Source organism: Pontibacter sp. MBLB2868, assembly GCF_051904785.1.
Classification (GTDB): Bacteria; Bacteroidota; Bacteroidia; order Cytophagales; family Hymenobacteraceae; genus Pontibacter.
In genome coordinates this window covers 456253-470609 of record NZ_CP196710.1, presented here as the reverse complement: position 1 = coordinate 470609, position 14357 = coordinate 456253, and the positions used below count along the sequence as shown (strand labels likewise).

Here is a 14357-nt window from a genome sequence, read left to right as displayed (position 1 = left end):
GGTTATCCACCCCACTTATCCACATTATCCACATCATAAACGCTATATTTTGGGTATAAGTTTTTTTGCAATGCATCATGCTTTTAACTAAAATACGAGCTTCACAAAGTTAAACAAACTGATTATCAACATTTTAACCATCGACATATAGCATATATAGTATTTTATATAGTTTCCCACAGGTAAAGTGGGTCAAAGTGGAGGATGTGGGGCAAAGTGGGAGGAGTTACCTATGAAATGGAGGAAAACAAAAAAGGGGAGCCTACACGGGCTCCCCTTTATACTAGTACTTTTGGATCTTATTAAAACTTAAACCCGATGTGAAATCCGAGTGCCAGGACGGGTGTACCACTCGTGTAGTAGAAATAGTCTATCCTACCGCCGGCCACCCCGTTACGCAGAATATTAAAATCATTTTCGAGGTATCCGTCAAACCCTATATCCGTACTTTTCACATGCACCACAGATCCGTCAACAGTACCTACATCCTCTGCATCGGAATTAATTTCTGCCCGGTATCGGATACCAGGCCCCCCGCCGACCCTAAAAATAACTGACTCATTGTTGATCATGTCTACACTCCCCTCAAGCGTGGCCATCAGGAAAGTGTTTTGTATAGAATAGATCTCCTTGATGTCATCGTATCGAAAGGCTGAAAGTAAGCCCACATTCATACCGACAGTGATGTTCTTTGTGAAATAGTGGCTGAGTTTGTTACTAAACATCAACCCCTGGCTATCATAGTCTGAAAGCCACACAAAGCTAACCCCGGCTTTCAGCATGGTCGGATCTCTTTGCGCCGAAGCCCTGGAAGTATTTGCCAAAAATAGAATTATAAAAAGGAACAGAATGCGGAAAGGTAACTTCATAGTTAGGTTATAAGGGTGTAAAGCTATACGCTGTTTTTCAGATTTATTAGTGTTCGGAGTGCGAAGTATCTCCTCCCTATACTTACAACACCTCAAATTGTTACATTACACAATCTAAAAATCACATCACTTAAAAATGTATATTTCAAAGCAACACCAACCCCCTTCATTCATGGCTGAATAACCGGTAACACCCTGCACTTATGCTTTGGTCTTATACAGCTGCCACCAAGGTAGGTAAGGCTTATCATGATGCTCGTAATGATACCCAAAGAAATAGCAGCTTAAGAAAGCCCACAAATGATTTTTGCTTTGGGAGGTAGACTTATGTGGGTTATCAGGCGCATGCTCTCCGCGGTGTGGCAGGTAAGTTCCGAAGTAGAACAACTGGAAGGTTGCAAGTATAGCAGGCAGCATCCAGAATAATACCACATTCTCCAGCGGAAAAAACAGCTGCAACACATTGTAAGTAACAGCCATTAGCAATATCTGCCACCAGGTAATGTAGTTTTTCAGAAAGCTGAAATACCAGGGCCAGAAGGAGCCATGGTGGTAATCCGGATCATGCTCCGTAGCCACAAACCGGTGATGCTCGTGGTGCTTAGGCAGCAAACGGGGGTACCAGTTATAAGCAAAAAGAAAAGCTGCAATCGTACCGACAGCCCTATTCAGAGCTGGCTTACCGGGGGCAACAACGCCATGCATGGCATCATGGGCCGTAATAAACAAACCGGTATACAGGTGCATCTGTAGTAAAGCTAACAGGTATGTTAGCGGAGAGTTAAAATCAACTGTGTAAAAAGCAAGTAAATACACCAGCAACCCCATCCAGGCTGCTCCTATCAGGCTAGCTACTACAACACCCCTATAATCTGCTTTTCTTGCTATTGCCATCCGGTTTTATAACTCTGGAACACTATCCGAAACAAAAATCCGCTTCATACTTACCTGTTGCACAGCATGCCAGGTTTATACTTCCACGTGTAACAGATAGTCCCTGACCTCCTCCATAAGCCACATAGGCGTAGAAGTAGCCCCACAAATACCAACAGAATCACCTGGCTTAAACCACTCCGGCAGCAACTCTTCTACTTTAGAGATAAAATGTGTGTCAGGGTTTGTGTCTTTGCACACCTGGTACAGCACTTTACCATTAGATGATTTAGTGCCGGACACAAAAACGACCTTTGCATATTGAGAAGCAAATTTACGCAATTCTTTGTCTCGGTTTGACACCTGCCTGCAGATCGTATCATTTGCATTCACTTCAAAGCCACGCTCCTCCAAAGCCCCTTTTATTCGATAAAAGCTATCAGTGCTTTTGGTCGTCTGGCTGTAAAGCGTGATGTTATTCGGCAACTCATGCTGCAACAACTCTTCCATGCTTTCGAATACAACGGCCTGGTTATTTGTCTGGCCTAGCAGCCCGAGCACTTCTGCGTGCCCGTGTTTGCCATAGATAAAGATCTTATCATCTTTGTCGTAAGATGATTTAATACGGTTCTGCAGCTTTAACACAACAGGGCAGGAAGCATCTACGAGTGTAAGGTTGTTGTGCAGCGCAGTTTGGTAGGTCTCAGGAGGTTCGCCGTGTGCACGTATCAGCACTGCCTCATCTCGAAGCTCGCGCAGCTGCTGATGGTTGATAATGCGTAAACCACGCTTCTGAAGTCGCTCAACCTCTTCATCGTTGTGTACGATATCACCCAGACAGTACAGATAACCTTGCTCTGCCAGCAAGTCTTCAGCCATCTGGATAGCATATACTACACCAAAGCAGAAGCCGGAATTTGGGTCTATGGTTACGCTTAAACTTGCCATACTTTCTATACAACTAAAGCTTCACTTTGTTTAACTGTCTTTCGTTGTCGCAACCCTTCGTACACAGAAATGGTGATGAGCAACATTAACATGGAGTACATGGTATCCTCCACAGGTATGGATATTATACGTAATCCGAGGTTATAATTGTCATTGTACCACACAACCGGCAAATATGTCAATACACCATTAATCAGAAGGAAAGGAACCAGGTGTACCAGGTAAGCCATGTAAAACCGGCCCAAATAGTGTGTGTTAAAATATCGCAGGTGCACCAGATGTACTATGGCCAGGAGAATAAATGTAATGGAGGTATAAAGCTGCCCTATGTTGAAAATAGCGATCAGTGGCAGAACCAGTAGCAATACAAAAGCTATAATTTTTGCATAAGGCTGAAGAATGTCCTTTTGAACATAAGCGATCAGTACATCATAGATAAAAACACAGGCATAGGGCACTGTAATAAAAAACAGGATTTCTTCCAGGGGCAGGTTAAAGAAATAAATACCAGTAAGGTAAGCCTCATTAAAGCCCCAGACACCTGCTTTGGTAAAGAGCACATCCCAAACAATAAATATAGCAGCGTTTACAAGTATAGCAGGCCACAAAGCAGGCCAATTCCTGTAAAAGGCTACTTTCTTATCAAAAGAAAGTAGCAATGGAAAAAGAATAGTAAAAATGTTCAGGTACAGGTAAATGTGCATTTGATCAAGGATGACAGTTAAAATAAGAAGTTACTAACCGGCGCACACGCAGTTCGCCCTGTTCTATACCTTTATGCACTCCGGTTAAACTCAGATCCGAATCTCCTCCAGTTGCTTTTTCTCCCTTTGTGTGCAGTGATCTTTAGACAGCATAAATTCACGGATGGCACGCGCCAGCTCCGTTGTCATTCCAGACTCAGGGTGCTGTTTTAAACCAAGTATAACTACCTTTTTATCTTCCTCCAGGTGCTCACTCAGATTCAGATAGCGCGGTACATAAAATTCTACTGTAAAACGTAAAAACCGAACCTCCGGCGCATACTTATCCAGTTTAACAGCATCTTCAAAAAAGCTTGCCGCCGCTTTCAGGTGCTTCAGCTTTGTATAAGGGTTCCAGACATATTTTGCCATTACTGCCTCAGATGCTGCTTTATAGGCCAGAATTATGGGGTCTTTTTGATGATAAGCACTCATTTTATCATAAAACCGCCCACCGGCCTTTTCATTTTTACTTGCTTCCAGGTATTCTTTCCTAAGATCTGTGAGTTTGTAACGGCTATTTGTATCTGCCAGAACCACGTTACAAGTAAATGTCAGAAATAGTAGTAAAAAGGGTTTGATCATTAGATTGCATTAAGTCTGTACTTGAGGTAGGAGCTTAGCAGCAATGCCAGCTTCGTATTGTCAGGTACTCTTACGCGCTCTTTAAGGATGTGGGTTGCAGACACCCTCTGTATCTTTCGGAAAAGTTTGAGATAATAAACATAAGCCAGGTAAACCCCCATGCGTGCTGAACGGGGCAAGGCCATAATGCCCACGTAAGCATCATTAAAGTCTTTCAGGATATCGGCCTCTATTTCGGCTTTGCTGGCATTGTTGAATTTCTGGTATTCTACTTTAGGAAAGTATACCCGTCCCCGTTCTTTATAATCGCTCTTCATGTCGCGCAGAAAATTTACCTTCTGAAACGCAGCACCAAGGCTGCACGCAGGCTTCTTCAGGCGCTCAAACTGCTCTTCGTTTCCATTGCAAAATACTTTCAGGCACATCAATCCTACTACTTCTGCAGAGCCGTAAATATACTCTTCGTATAGATTATGGTCGTATTGATGATCATCAAGGTCCATTTCCATACTTTTAAGAAAGGCTTCGATGTAATCATGGTTGATGCTATATTCTTTGACCACACACTGAAAAGCGTGCAACACAGGGTTCAGGCTGATACCTGTCTCGATAGCCTCAAAAGTTTGCTTTTTGAAATCCTGGAGCAACTTACGTTTGTTAAACTCATGGAAGGTATCCACAATCTCGTCGGCACAGCGAACAAAGCCATAGATGGCATAGATGGGGGCATGCAGCTTTTTATCCAGCGTTTTAATGCCCAGGGTAAAGGAGGTGCTGTAGGCCTCAGTAATGATTTTGCTGCATTGCAGGCAAGTGTTTTTAAATAGCTCCATGCGCTTTGGGTGGTATTGGTATGTTATACTTTTACTGCAACCGGCACTGCGTACTCCTTCTCTATCTCCTTTGCCACCACCTGGCCTGAAATTAGTGATGGTGGCACGCCTGGCCCGGGAACTGTTAACTGCCCGGTATAATATAGGTTCTTTACTTTCTTACTTTTAAGGCTTGGCTTTAGCAGGGCTGTCTGCATCAGGGTATTGGCCAATCCGTAAGCATTGCCTTTAAAGGCATTGTAATCATTTATAAAATCACGATGCGCATAACTGCGCTTGTATACTATTGAATTACGTATATTCTGACCTGTAAGTCGCTCCAGCCTTTCCAGGATGATATCAAAATATTTCTCACGTATTTCAGGAGTATCCTGCAGGCCTGGTGCCACAGGCATTAGCAAAAACAGGTTTTCACAGCCCGCCGGCGCAACGGAAGTGTCCGTAACTGACGGCGCAGAAACGTAAAACAAAGGTTTGCCTGGCCATTTAGGATCTGTGTATATTTCATGAGCATGAGGCCCGAAATCTTCATCAAAAAACAGGTTGTGGTGCTGCAGGTTGTTTAGGCGCTTGTTAACCCCCAGGTAGAACAAGAGCGACGATGGGGCCATCACCCGTTTTTCCCAGTAAGTATCAGAATAGCTTTGGCTAGCACCAGGCAGTAGTTCTTTTTCTACATGATGGTAGTCAGCGCTTGCCACCACAACATCGGCTTCAAAGATATCCGTAGCAGTCAGCACCTGAGAAGCTATGCCATTTTTCACCTCTATCCGTTGCACATCCTGATCAAAAATAAACTTCACCCCCTTTTCTTCAGCCAGCTTCACCATCCCCTCCACAATTTTATACATGCCTCCCATTGGGTACCAGGTACCTAATTTGATATCAGCATAGTTCATGAGGCTATATAGGGCTGGGGTATTCTCAGGTAGCGCCCCCAGGAAAAGAATAGGGAATTCCATAAGCTTAATTATCTTTTCATTCGAAAAGAATCGCCTGATATGCTTGTGGAAGGACTGAAACACATCCATGCGAAGCACATCGCGCAGCAGGCCCAGGCTCATAAATTCTGTTAATGAAAGTCCAGGCTTATAGACAAGTTGATTGATGCCTACATCATACTTATAGGCTGCCTGCTCCAGAAACTTGTCCAACTTGCTGCCACTACCACTTTCCAAACGCTCAAAAAGTGAGCGCAACTCATCCAGGGAGGCAGGTACTTGCATAAAGTCATCCTGCCCAAATACAACAGTATAAGACGGATCCAGACGCTTTAGATCGTAATAGTCTGCGGCGCTTTTCCCAAACCGGTTAAAGTATGATTCAAAAACATCCGGCATCCAGTACCAGCTGGGGCCCATATCAAACGTAAAACCCTGATCCGAAAAACTTCTGGCTCGTCCGCCGGGCGTACTGTTCTTCTCGAGTACAACCACGTCGTATCCTTTATCGGCCAGACTGGTAGCTGCCGATAATCCGGAAAATCCGGAGCCGATCACGATCACTTTTGTTTGCGCCATAAAGACAGATAAGGGTTTTGATGTTATACGTCTTGCCTGTATACTTTTAACACGCTTTTCAGCTCTTTACGGGCAATATGGATTCGGTTTTTTACTGTTCCGATAGGAATTTTGAGTTTTTCAGCAATCTCAAGGTACTTATACCCCAGGTAGTACATCATGAAAGGGGTACGGTGCTCCTCGTTTAAATTGGCAATAGCTTTATTAATATCGTTCATGACGAAAGTAGCCGTGCCTTTGTTTTGAGTAACGTAATTTTCATCCGTGTTCAGGTACTGGAGATACTCAGAACTGTCGATGTTGCTACTACGCTTGGTGATCTTATTGTAATTATTAATAAATGTATTACGCATGATCGTGTAGAGCCATGCCTTCAGGTTAGTACCTGATTTAAATTTGTCGCGGTTTGTTAAAGCCTTCAACATTGTTTCCTGAACAAGGTCTTTGGCATCATCCGCATCGCGGGTTAGGTTCATAGCTACCGGCCTCAGGGACTGGGCTACGTTCTGTACCAAGTTATTGAATTCCAGAGCAGTCATTTTGTTTAGTGTTTTAGTGTAAACTCTAAACAAATATACGACTATAATTTATTTATAGCTTGTTTTGTCTAGAATTTATTGATATTTATTAAACAGTTTTAGACAAACAGCAAGAATAAACGCGTGTATGTACATATTTTAACGGCAAACGGCATGTAACAAAAACAGCCCCTGCGGCTGCCATATAAACGACAGCCGCAGGGGCCTTGGATTTAAGTTATATCTATTATTTATTTAGAAGGACAACCTCACCAATCTTATCTACGCGCTTCACATTATCAGGAAACACCACGGGATTACTTTGCACCTGATAGCCATAGAGGACAACAGTAGCTTTGGGAAAACTGGCAGAAAGATGATTGATGTATTCCTGCAACTGATGCCTTTCTGGGTTAGAAGTTAATACAGTACAGATGAAGTCTGCCTTAAACTGGTTATAAGTTAGCTCAAGATCTTTAAAAGGGAGATTTTGCCCCAAATAAACAACATGCTTGTTATTCGCTCTTAAAGTATAATTCATATAGAGGAGCGCCAGCTCATGCAGCTCTCCCTCGGGTAGATATAATAGGTACGTTGGTGCTCCCTCCTGCTTCCGGACAACCTGGCCGTCTATGGCAACTATTAGTTTTTGCCTGATCAGGTTGCTCACAAAATGCTCGTGTGCCGGGGTAATATTACCAGTCTGCCAAAGCACCCCTATCTTATTAAGAAATGGATAGATAACACTGTCCATTGTTTCTTTGAAGCCGATCTGGAGGGTAGCTGTAGATAAAGCTTTGTCAAACATATCTTCATCCATGTCTATCATCGCCTGCACCAAAGTGTTGATGTGGTGAGAGCCGTGACACGAATCCTCACAGAGTTGCTGCACTTTCTGCAATATCTGCTCAGGGGGCATTTTGGCTATCTTCGATATCTTATAGCCTTGCTCGTTCAGCAACGAAATATTAAGGATTGACTTCAGGTCAGCATCATCATAGAAACGAATGTTGGTTTCTGTTCTTTTCGGGGATAGTATACTGTATCGTTGCTCCCAGACACGGATGGTATGCGCCTTAATGCCTGATAATTGTTCGAGTTCTTTAATAGTATACTGAGCCACGTTTCCCTTCTTCTTTTTTCCTTAAAATATTATATGCCGTCTTAAAATACCTTGGAGCAACCCAAAGCATACCAAAGGATTCAGAGCCATATTTCCCCTGGGTTTTATGATGAACCTTATGTGCAATGTTTAATGCTTTAAGATAAACGTTAGACGATTTACCAAAAAACCTGATGCGCCGATGTATGAAAACATCATGGATCACAAAATAGGCCACACCATATAATGTAATGCCGGCACCTATCCAAAACCTATAGTCAATGGGGTCGCTGCCGAAGATAAAAAAGAGCATCGCCAGTGTTCCATAGTAGGCAAAAAACAAGTCATTTAGCTCAAAAGCGTGTTTATGATTTGTATGGTGTGACTTATGGAGTACCCACAAAAACCCATGCAACACGTACTTGTGCATAAACCAAGCTACTCCTTCCATTGCCACAAAAGTCAATAGCATGATTCCTATTCCCGATAGCATACCCATTGAACAAGCAGTTTAATAAATAGTTTTAAGCTTTAAACAAAATTTTACCATTTAATCTGTTCCTTATTTAAGAAGGAAGCTATTCCACGTTGGCAGTCTTCACTACCACGGGCAACAGCATTCATCTCAGCAGCATATTGCAGGCCTTCCTCCAGTCCCATGCCCTGCACCCTGGCAATCATTTCCTTCGTCACTTCCATCGACTGCTTAGAGTTTTCGTTGCACAACTTTTGGGCAAAGGCAAACACACGCTTCTCCAGTTCATCTGCAGGTACTACATAGTTTACCAAGCCATACTTTTCTGCCTCTTCAGCAGTTATCAGATCGCCGGTAAGCAGCAACTGCTTAGCTCTTGACTCGCCTATTTTGCGCAGCAGGAATACTTTTACAATTGCAGGAATGAAACCTATCTTAACCTCTGTATAACCAAATTTGGCCTCTGGCACCGTAAATCCGAAGTCGCAGATGGCAGCCAGGCCACAACCTCCTGCTATTGCGTGACCGTGAATCTGCGCGATCACTACTTTTTTCAACGTATAGATCATCCTAAACAACTCCATCAGGTGCGTAGAGTCAAGCAGATTCTCGTGGTAATCATTCTCCTGCAGGCGCTGGATATACTCCAGGTCGGCGCCTGCACAAAAAACCTTACCTTCCGCACGCAACACGATCACCTTACAGGCATCATCTTCCTCGGCAAAAGCAAAAGCTCGCTTCAGCTCAGATACCACCTCGAAGTTAAGAGCATTTCTTTTTTCAGCCCTGGCTAATGTAATGTACCCTACACGCTCGGTTACCTGATACTTAACAAAATCTTTGGTTTGTTTTTCAGCAGAATTGGGTATAGCTGTCATAGTATTTTTCTGATTAAACGATTTCAATTCAACATGCTTCTCATGTTCCAAATATACGGAACTCACCATGCATTGCTCAGCAAAAAAATATTTTAGCAATGCCCGGGGCGTATCACTACCTAAACCATCTTTACTGCTTTTGCCAATTAAGTATACTTTATTATTCACTGGTCTTCGACTAATAAAGCATCATTCTCCTGCTGGATTACACCTTTTATACTACTGCTTTTAACCCGAAGAAAACATTAGTCAGAAGCATTGAAAGAGTTACAACCAGACTTAACTTTTGTTTGAAGCATGCGTTATATAAATAAATTTGCTAACGAACGTTAGGTTGCTTAAATTTGTTAACTTAACATGGAGATAACAGTGAGCAGAAAAGAACAAATCGAGAAAACAGCTACAGCCCTTTTTAAAACAAAGGGATTTTCGGCTACTTCGATGCGTGACCTGGCCAATGCCCTGGGGATAGAAGCTGCCAGTATCTACTCGCATATCAAATCGAAGGAAGAGATTTTGCAGCGGGTGTGTTTCAGAATGGCTCAAGAGTTTTTTGAAGCCCTGGATACTGCAGAGAGTGCTGAGGCAACAGCAACTGAGCGTTTGAAAGCTGCCATAGCAGCCCACGTGCAAGTATTAACGAAGAATACAGCGGCATCGGCAGTATTTCTGCATGAGTGGCGCCACTTAAGCGAACCTTTTCTGGGCACTTACCTGGCTATGCGTGACAAGTACGAAGCTCGGTTCCGGGAAATAATCCGGTCTGGGATCGCTAACGGCGAGTTTACTTTGCCCGACGAGAAATTTGCAGTGCTAACCATACTTTCGGGCTTAAACTGGATTCATACCTGGTATAAACCCGAAGGCAAGATGACACCTGATGAGATTGCTGAAAACCTGTCGGCCATGCTGCTGAACGGACTCACCAGCACACAAGAATTTACATTACCGAACACACCTTAATACAACTAACTAACCTAACCTGCCGGGCTGGTAACGCGGTCCGGCACTTTTTAATGAACCTTTAAACTATAAATATTATGTACGGAGGAGGAAACGTTTTCGAAGCAACAAAATTCGACGATCTACAGACAGAAGACCCTGTTAAATTGGCGGAATTTGAAGCACGTATCGCCAGAGGCGAAAAAATAGAACCTACTGACTGGATGCCCGAACTTTACCGCAAGCAGCTGATCCGGATGATCGAGCAGCATGCGCATTCGGAGATTATCGGTGCATTGCCCGAAGGCACTTGGATTACCCGCGCCCCTGGTTTCAGGCGCAAAATGGCACAGATGGCCAAGGTGCAGGATGAGGTAGGCCATGCCCAGCTATTATATAGTGCCGCTGAAACATTAGGAAAGTCGCGGGAGCAGATGCTGACAGACCTGATCAATGGCAAGTCTAAGTACTCCAATGTGTTTAACTACCCTGCTTTTACATGGGCTGACTCTAATATAATCTCCTGGCTGATTGATGCCGGTGCTATCGTGAACCAGATGGCAAATGCTAAAGGAAGCTACGGCCCTTACTCACGTGCATTGGAGCGTATCTGCGCAGAAGAAGCTTTCCACCTAAAATATGGTCATGATGCTGTGGTGCACATGGCAACGGGTTCACCAAAGCAGCGCGAAATGATACAGGCAGCGCTAAATCGCTGGTGGCCACCGATCATGACCTTCTTCGGCCCATCCGATAAAATGAGTACGCACACTGAAACCCTGATGCGCTGGAAAGTAAAGATGGCTTCTAATGATGAGTGCCGTCAGCAGTTCCTTGACATGTATGTACCTAAGATCTGGGAACTGGGACTGACTGTTCCGGATCCGAAACTTAGTAAAAACATGGAGACCGGCCAGTGGGAATTTACAGAACCGGATTGGGATGAGTTTAAGCGCGTGATCAACGGCGATGGCCCTTGTAACGCCGAGCGTCTTGCCGTTCGCCGTACCGCTGAAGAGCGTGGTGCCTGGGTACGCAGAGCTTTACTTAACCCGAAAGCGAAATACGTAAAGCCGTTAGCATAACGGCAAATTATAAATTCAAAATTATGAATTAGAAATTGATCTAGAGTATTAGCCATAGTTATGAACTCCATTTCTAATTTCTAGTTTTTAATTAAAAATTATAGAAGATGAGCTTAAAGTCCTTAGATCCAAGAGTTACCAGACTGAATTTACCTGAAGGCGAAGTACCGCCTATGGACGAAAAACCTGAACTGGATCAGTTCGAAACTTATGAGGCTTTCCATCAGAAAAAGGAAGGCGCTGCCCATACGTATGTTGGTCCTGTGCATGCACCTAACGAAGATGTGGCTTTTCTGTTCGCTAAAGAGCAGTATAGCCGGCGTTTCCCTTGTGTAGGGCTATGGATAACCCGTACTGAGAACATCCAGGTTACTCCTTATGGTAACGATGGCGAAAACTTATATGACACACTAAATATAGAAGCGCCTGCTGAAAGTACTGAACAAATTGAGCCTTATGAGATCTTCCATTTGAAGAAGCGCGGAAAGGCCCACGTTCATGCTGGTCGTGTAATGGCTCCTTCTTATTTAGAGGCACTGCAGGAAGCAAAAAAAGCATTTGGAGAGAAAGGCCCTGTGGTAAACATCTGGATAGTTAAGTCGGGGGATGTGTTGCAATCTGCAGAGGATGACAAAGACATGTGGACCACTGTTCCGGAGAAAAAATACCGTGAAGCCATAGCCTACAAGGTAATGGATAAAATCACAAAGTTTAAAGAAGAGCGTAAAAGTACAACTAACCAGTAATGAACGAACTAGCCTTAAAAGACCTTTTATACAAACTGGCTGATGACCAGCTGATACTTGGCCACCGTAATTCCGAGTGGACCGGCTTCGGCCCTATTCTGGAAGAAGACATCGCTTTTTCGTCTATGGCACAGGATAAGATCGGCCATAGCCTGGCATTTTTCACGCTGTTGCACGAGTTGGATGAGGCAGAACCTGATACGGTTGCCTTCACACGTAATGCCAACCAGTTCCATAACAGCCAGTTGGCAGAACTGCCTAATGGAGAGTATGACTTCAGCCTGATCCGCCACTTCCTCTACGACAATGCTGAAATTATCCGTTTTGAGATGTTGTCGCAGTCGAGTTACGAACCGATCGCTAAAGTTGCCACAAAACTGAAAGGCGAAGTTAAGTACCATGTGTTGCACGCTAACACCTGGATAAAGAATTTAGGTTCATCAACAGAGGAAGCCATTCTTCGCCTACAAGCGTCGCTTAACGAAGCTTTTCCTTATGCCCTGGGCATGTTTGAAAAGTCAAAGTATGAGCAGGAGCTAATAGATGCTGGTGTATATGCTGGCGAAGAAGCTGTACAGACAGAGTGGATGAAACGCATTCAGGCAGTGCTGGAGAAAACCGATCTTAAACTACCGAACCTGGATAATGTAGAGCCAAAGGTTGGTGGTCGTTACGGAGAGCACACAGAGCATTTGCAGCCCTTACTGGACGAGATGGCCGAAGTGTTTAAGATCGACCCGACAGCTGAGTGGTAAGCTCAGCTACACACGTTTTACAGATACTTGTTATAATCACATGAGCTTAACCAAGGAAGATATATTAACGCTGCTGGAAGAAGTAAAAGATCCGGAGATACCTGTATTGTCTTTGGTAGACCTTGGTGTGATCACTGGTGTTGAGATATCAGATGATAACCATGTGACAGTGAACATGACTCCTACTTTTGCCGGTTGTCCTGCTATGGATTACATGAAGAAAGATGTGGAGCGCACGCTCGAGAAGCACGGAATCAGCAAGCATACCGTTAGTATGACTTTTGATAAGCCCTGGGACAGTAACAAGATATCAGAAAAAGGACGTCAGCACTTAAAGGAGTTTGGTTTAGCCCCGCCGCCAAAGTATGACATGATCCTGGATCTCGACATTATTGAATATGCCAAGTGTCCGTACTGCGACAGCGACAACACCACTATGCGCACACCTTTCGGCCCAACGCTTTGCCGTTCAATGCATTACTGCAACAACTGCAAGCAGATGTTTGAGCAGTTTAAGCCCTTGTAAATAAAATCAGCAGAAGCGCCTGTAAGAACTCTTACAGGCGCTTCTGCTATATCAATACTATTAAGAGTTCAACTTTGGATTAATTGTTGCGGTTATCTCCTAATAACATTCCACAGCCAGTATAAACCTCTCCTTTAGCAGTTACACGAACTGTATAAGGCCGCTCTTTACCTGACATACGATCAGTACATTTCTGCTCCAAAAGCTCCACAACAAACTCTCCTGATTTAGTCATTGCCTTATAGCTTGTTCTGTTACCTTCTATGGTAGGTGCTGGCACGGTTGCTTTTAATATCACATTTCCTGAAGGTCGGGTTCTAAAAGACATTTCCTGTTCCTTATCTATTTCCAGTACCCATCCCGGCTCATGCCCGGTAGCAACAAAATCCACCCCTACTTTGCGCTTATCCTCCCAGAACCTGGTGTCCTCTTCTCCGAAAGTGGTATCTTTTTTTAAACTGTACTGCGCCTCAAGCTCCTTATTTATAGGTTCACCGGCCATATCTATCATTCGAAGCTCACCGGCAGTAGGCAAGGAAAAACGGGTACGCTTAGCCTCCTCTCCCCCTAATACAACCATACCATCCTCAACACTCCAGGTACCGGAACGGGTAACAGGTGTACCTTCCTTCCCTTCTACCAAAGATTCCTCAAAAGTAAAATCGTCCAGCAACACCAGGTCATACGTCATACCTGAAGCTGTACAGCCAGCACATGGTATAAACCCATGATAAGATCCAACCACATCATTCGGAGCTAACTGCATGTTCGCTTCCAGATCTTCCGATCTCTCATCAACCTCTGTTCCCGGAACAGGATTAGTTGTACATGAAACCGCCAGGAACAGCAATAACAACCCAGTCCAAAAGTGTATGTATTTTTCTCTCATGTGAGTTAATACGGCTGCAAAGCAAATGCTGTTTATTTACAGAAGGATCAAACAAAAAGACCCGGCATAA

The 14357-nt window shown here is 43.9% G+C and carries 17 protein-coding genes; 5 read left to right on the top strand and 12 right to left on the bottom strand.

Annotated features, from left to right (window positions below; all coding sequences use genetic code 11):
* Positions 1-302: 302 nt before the first annotated feature.
* From ACSX1A_RS02040 to ACSX1A_RS01990, 11 genes are all read right to left on the bottom strand, one after another.
* Positions 303-869: a hypothetical protein gene (locus ACSX1A_RS02040; protein WP_439881945.1), complete on the bottom strand. Its 567-nt coding sequence runs from the start codon at positions 867-869 to the stop codon at positions 303-305.
* Positions 870-1070: 201 nt separating this feature from the next.
* Complete coding sequence (locus ACSX1A_RS02035; RefSeq protein ID WP_439881944.1) at positions 1071-1763, bottom strand: fatty acid desaturase; 693 nt, start codon at positions 1761-1763, stop codon at positions 1071-1073.
* 75 nt (positions 1764-1838) lie between these two features.
* Positions 1839-2690: a 4-hydroxy-3-methylbut-2-enyl diphosphate reductase gene (locus ACSX1A_RS02030; protein ID WP_439881943.1), complete on the bottom strand. Its 852-nt coding sequence runs from the start codon at positions 2688-2690 to the stop codon at positions 1839-1841.
* Between the two features lie 5 nt (positions 2691-2695).
* A complete protein-coding gene (locus ACSX1A_RS02025) occupies positions 2696-3394 on the bottom strand; it encodes a lycopene cyclase domain-containing protein (RefSeq protein ID WP_439881942.1) in 699 nt (232 codons plus the stop codon).
* A 90-nt stretch (positions 3395-3484) separates the two neighbouring features.
* A complete protein-coding gene (locus ACSX1A_RS02020) occupies positions 3485-4018 on the bottom strand; it encodes a hypothetical protein (protein ID WP_439881941.1) in 534 nt (177 codons plus the stop codon).
* Entirely contained in the window at positions 4018-4851 is an 834-nt protein-coding gene (locus tag ACSX1A_RS02015; protein WP_439881940.1) for a phytoene/squalene synthase family protein, read from the bottom strand. Before ACSX1A_RS02015 ends, ACSX1A_RS02020 begins: the two co-directional genes overlap by 1 nt.
* Before the next feature lie 23 nt (positions 4852-4874).
* Entirely contained in the window at positions 4875-6371 is a 1497-nt protein-coding gene (locus tag ACSX1A_RS02010) for a phytoene desaturase family protein (RefSeq protein ID WP_439881939.1), read from the bottom strand.
* Positions 6372-6394: 23 nt separating this feature from the next.
* Entirely contained in the window at positions 6395-6910 is a 516-nt protein-coding gene (locus tag ACSX1A_RS02005) for an RNA polymerase sigma factor (RefSeq protein ID WP_439881938.1), read from the bottom strand.
* A gap of 226 nt (positions 6911-7136) precedes the next feature.
* Positions 7137-8012 carry a MerR family transcriptional regulator gene (locus tag ACSX1A_RS02000; RefSeq protein WP_439881937.1) on the bottom strand — a complete coding sequence of 292 codons (876 nt, stop codon included), beginning with the start codon at positions 8010-8012 and terminating at the stop codon, positions 7137-7139.
* The gene (locus ACSX1A_RS01995; RefSeq protein ID WP_439881936.1) at positions 7993-8490 is read right to left on the bottom strand and encodes a fatty acid hydroxylase; all 498 of its coding nucleotides are present in this window, start codon (positions 8488-8490) and stop codon (positions 7993-7995) included. Before ACSX1A_RS01995 ends, ACSX1A_RS02000 begins: the two co-directional genes overlap by 20 nt.
* Before the next feature lie 44 nt (positions 8491-8534).
* Positions 8535-9344 carry an enoyl-CoA hydratase/isomerase family protein gene (locus ACSX1A_RS01990; RefSeq protein WP_439881935.1) on the bottom strand — a complete coding sequence of 270 codons (810 nt, stop codon included), beginning with the start codon at positions 9342-9344 and terminating at the stop codon, positions 8535-8537.
* Positions 9345-9701: 357 nt separating this feature from the next.
* Between ACSX1A_RS01990 and ACSX1A_RS01985 the strand changes: the two genes are divergently transcribed.
* The 5 genes from ACSX1A_RS01985 (at position 9702) to paaD (ending at position 13398) form a co-directional block, all read left to right on the top strand.
* The gene (locus ACSX1A_RS01985; protein WP_439881934.1) at positions 9702-10307 is read left to right on the top strand and encodes a TetR/AcrR family transcriptional regulator; all 606 of its coding nucleotides are present in this window, start codon (positions 9702-9704) and stop codon (positions 10305-10307) included.
* Positions 10308-10384: 77 nt separating this feature from the next.
* Positions 10385-11371, top strand: coding sequence for a 1,2-phenylacetyl-CoA epoxidase subunit PaaA (gene paaA / locus ACSX1A_RS01980; RefSeq protein WP_439881933.1), 987 nt, complete (start codon positions 10385-10387; stop codon positions 11369-11371).
* A 107-nt stretch (positions 11372-11478) separates the two neighbouring features.
* The gene (locus ACSX1A_RS01975) at positions 11479-12117 is read left to right on the top strand and encodes a phenylacetic acid degradation b (protein ID WP_439881932.1); all 639 of its coding nucleotides are present in this window, start codon (positions 11479-11481) and stop codon (positions 12115-12117) included.
* Positions 12117-12872, top strand: a complete 756-nt coding sequence (gene paaC, locus ACSX1A_RS01970; protein ID WP_439881931.1) for a 1,2-phenylacetyl-CoA epoxidase subunit PaaC — start codon at positions 12117-12119, stop codon at positions 12870-12872. Before ACSX1A_RS01975 ends, paaC begins: the two co-directional genes overlap by 1 nt.
* Positions 12873-12912: 40 nt before the next feature.
* A complete protein-coding gene (gene paaD, locus ACSX1A_RS01965) occupies positions 12913-13398 on the top strand; it encodes a 1,2-phenylacetyl-CoA epoxidase subunit PaaD (RefSeq protein ID WP_439881930.1) in 486 nt (161 codons plus the stop codon).
* Positions 13399-13477: 79 nt separating this feature from the next.
* On the opposite strand, the gene ACSX1A_RS01960 is transcribed toward paaD, so the two are convergent.
* Positions 13478-14287 (bottom strand): copper resistance protein NlpE N-terminal domain-containing protein, encoded by an 810-nt coding sequence (locus ACSX1A_RS01960; RefSeq protein ID WP_439881929.1) that lies wholly within the window; start codon positions 14285-14287, stop codon positions 13478-13480.
* Positions 14288-14357 lie beyond the last annotated feature (70 nt).

What these genes read in the sequence shown, in the direction of transcription:
- ACSX1A_RS02040 (WP_439881945.1), bottom strand. Translation starts at nt 869, where the DNA reads ATGAAGTTACCTTTCCGCATTCTGTTCCTTTTTATAATTCTATTTTTG.
- ACSX1A_RS02035 (WP_439881944.1), bottom strand. Translation starts at nt 1,763, where the DNA reads ATGGCAATAGCAAGAAAAGCAGATTATAGGGGTGTTGTAGTAGCTAGC.
- ACSX1A_RS02030 (WP_439881943.1), bottom strand. Translation starts at nt 2,690, where the DNA reads ATGGCAAGTTTAAGCGTAACCATAGACCCAAATTCCGGCTTCTGCTTT.
- ACSX1A_RS02025 (WP_439881942.1), bottom strand. Translation starts at nt 3,394, where the DNA reads ATGCACATTTACCTGTACCTGAACATTTTTACTATTCTTTTTCCATTG.
- ACSX1A_RS02020 (WP_439881941.1), bottom strand. Translation starts at nt 4,018, where the DNA reads ATGATCAAACCCTTTTTACTACTATTTCTGACATTTACTTGTAACGTG.
- ACSX1A_RS02015 (WP_439881940.1), bottom strand. Translation starts at nt 4,851, where the DNA reads ATGGAGCTATTTAAAAACACTTGCCTGCAATGCAGCAAAATCATTACT.
- ACSX1A_RS02010 (WP_439881939.1), bottom strand. Translation starts at nt 6,371, where the DNA reads ATGGCGCAAACAAAAGTGATCGTGATCGGCTCCGGATTTTCCGGATTA.
- ACSX1A_RS02005 (WP_439881938.1), bottom strand. Translation starts at nt 6,910, where the DNA reads ATGACTGCTCTGGAATTCAATAACTTGGTACAGAACGTAGCCCAGTCC.
- ACSX1A_RS01995 (WP_439881936.1), bottom strand. Translation starts at nt 8,490, where the DNA reads ATGGGTATGCTATCGGGAATAGGAATCATGCTATTGACTTTTGTGGCA.
- ACSX1A_RS01990 (WP_439881935.1), bottom strand. Translation starts at nt 9,344, where the DNA reads ATGACAGCTATACCCAATTCTGCTGAAAAACAAACCAAAGATTTTGTT.
- ACSX1A_RS01985 (WP_439881934.1), top strand. Translation starts at nt 9,702, where the DNA reads ATGGAGATAACAGTGAGCAGAAAAGAACAAATCGAGAAAACAGCTACA.
- paaA (WP_439881933.1), top strand. Translation starts at nt 10,385, where the DNA reads ATGTACGGAGGAGGAAACGTTTTCGAAGCAACAAAATTCGACGATCTA.
- ACSX1A_RS01975 (WP_439881932.1), top strand. Translation starts at nt 11,479, where the DNA reads ATGAGCTTAAAGTCCTTAGATCCAAGAGTTACCAGACTGAATTTACCT.
- paaC (WP_439881931.1), top strand. Translation starts at nt 12,117, where the DNA reads ATGAACGAACTAGCCTTAAAAGACCTTTTATACAAACTGGCTGATGAC.
- paaD (WP_439881930.1), top strand. Translation starts at nt 12,913, where the DNA reads ATGAGCTTAACCAAGGAAGATATATTAACGCTGCTGGAAGAAGTAAAA.
- ACSX1A_RS01960 (WP_439881929.1), bottom strand. Translation starts at nt 14,287, where the DNA reads ATGAGAGAAAAATACATACACTTTTGGACTGGGTTGTTATTGCTGTTC.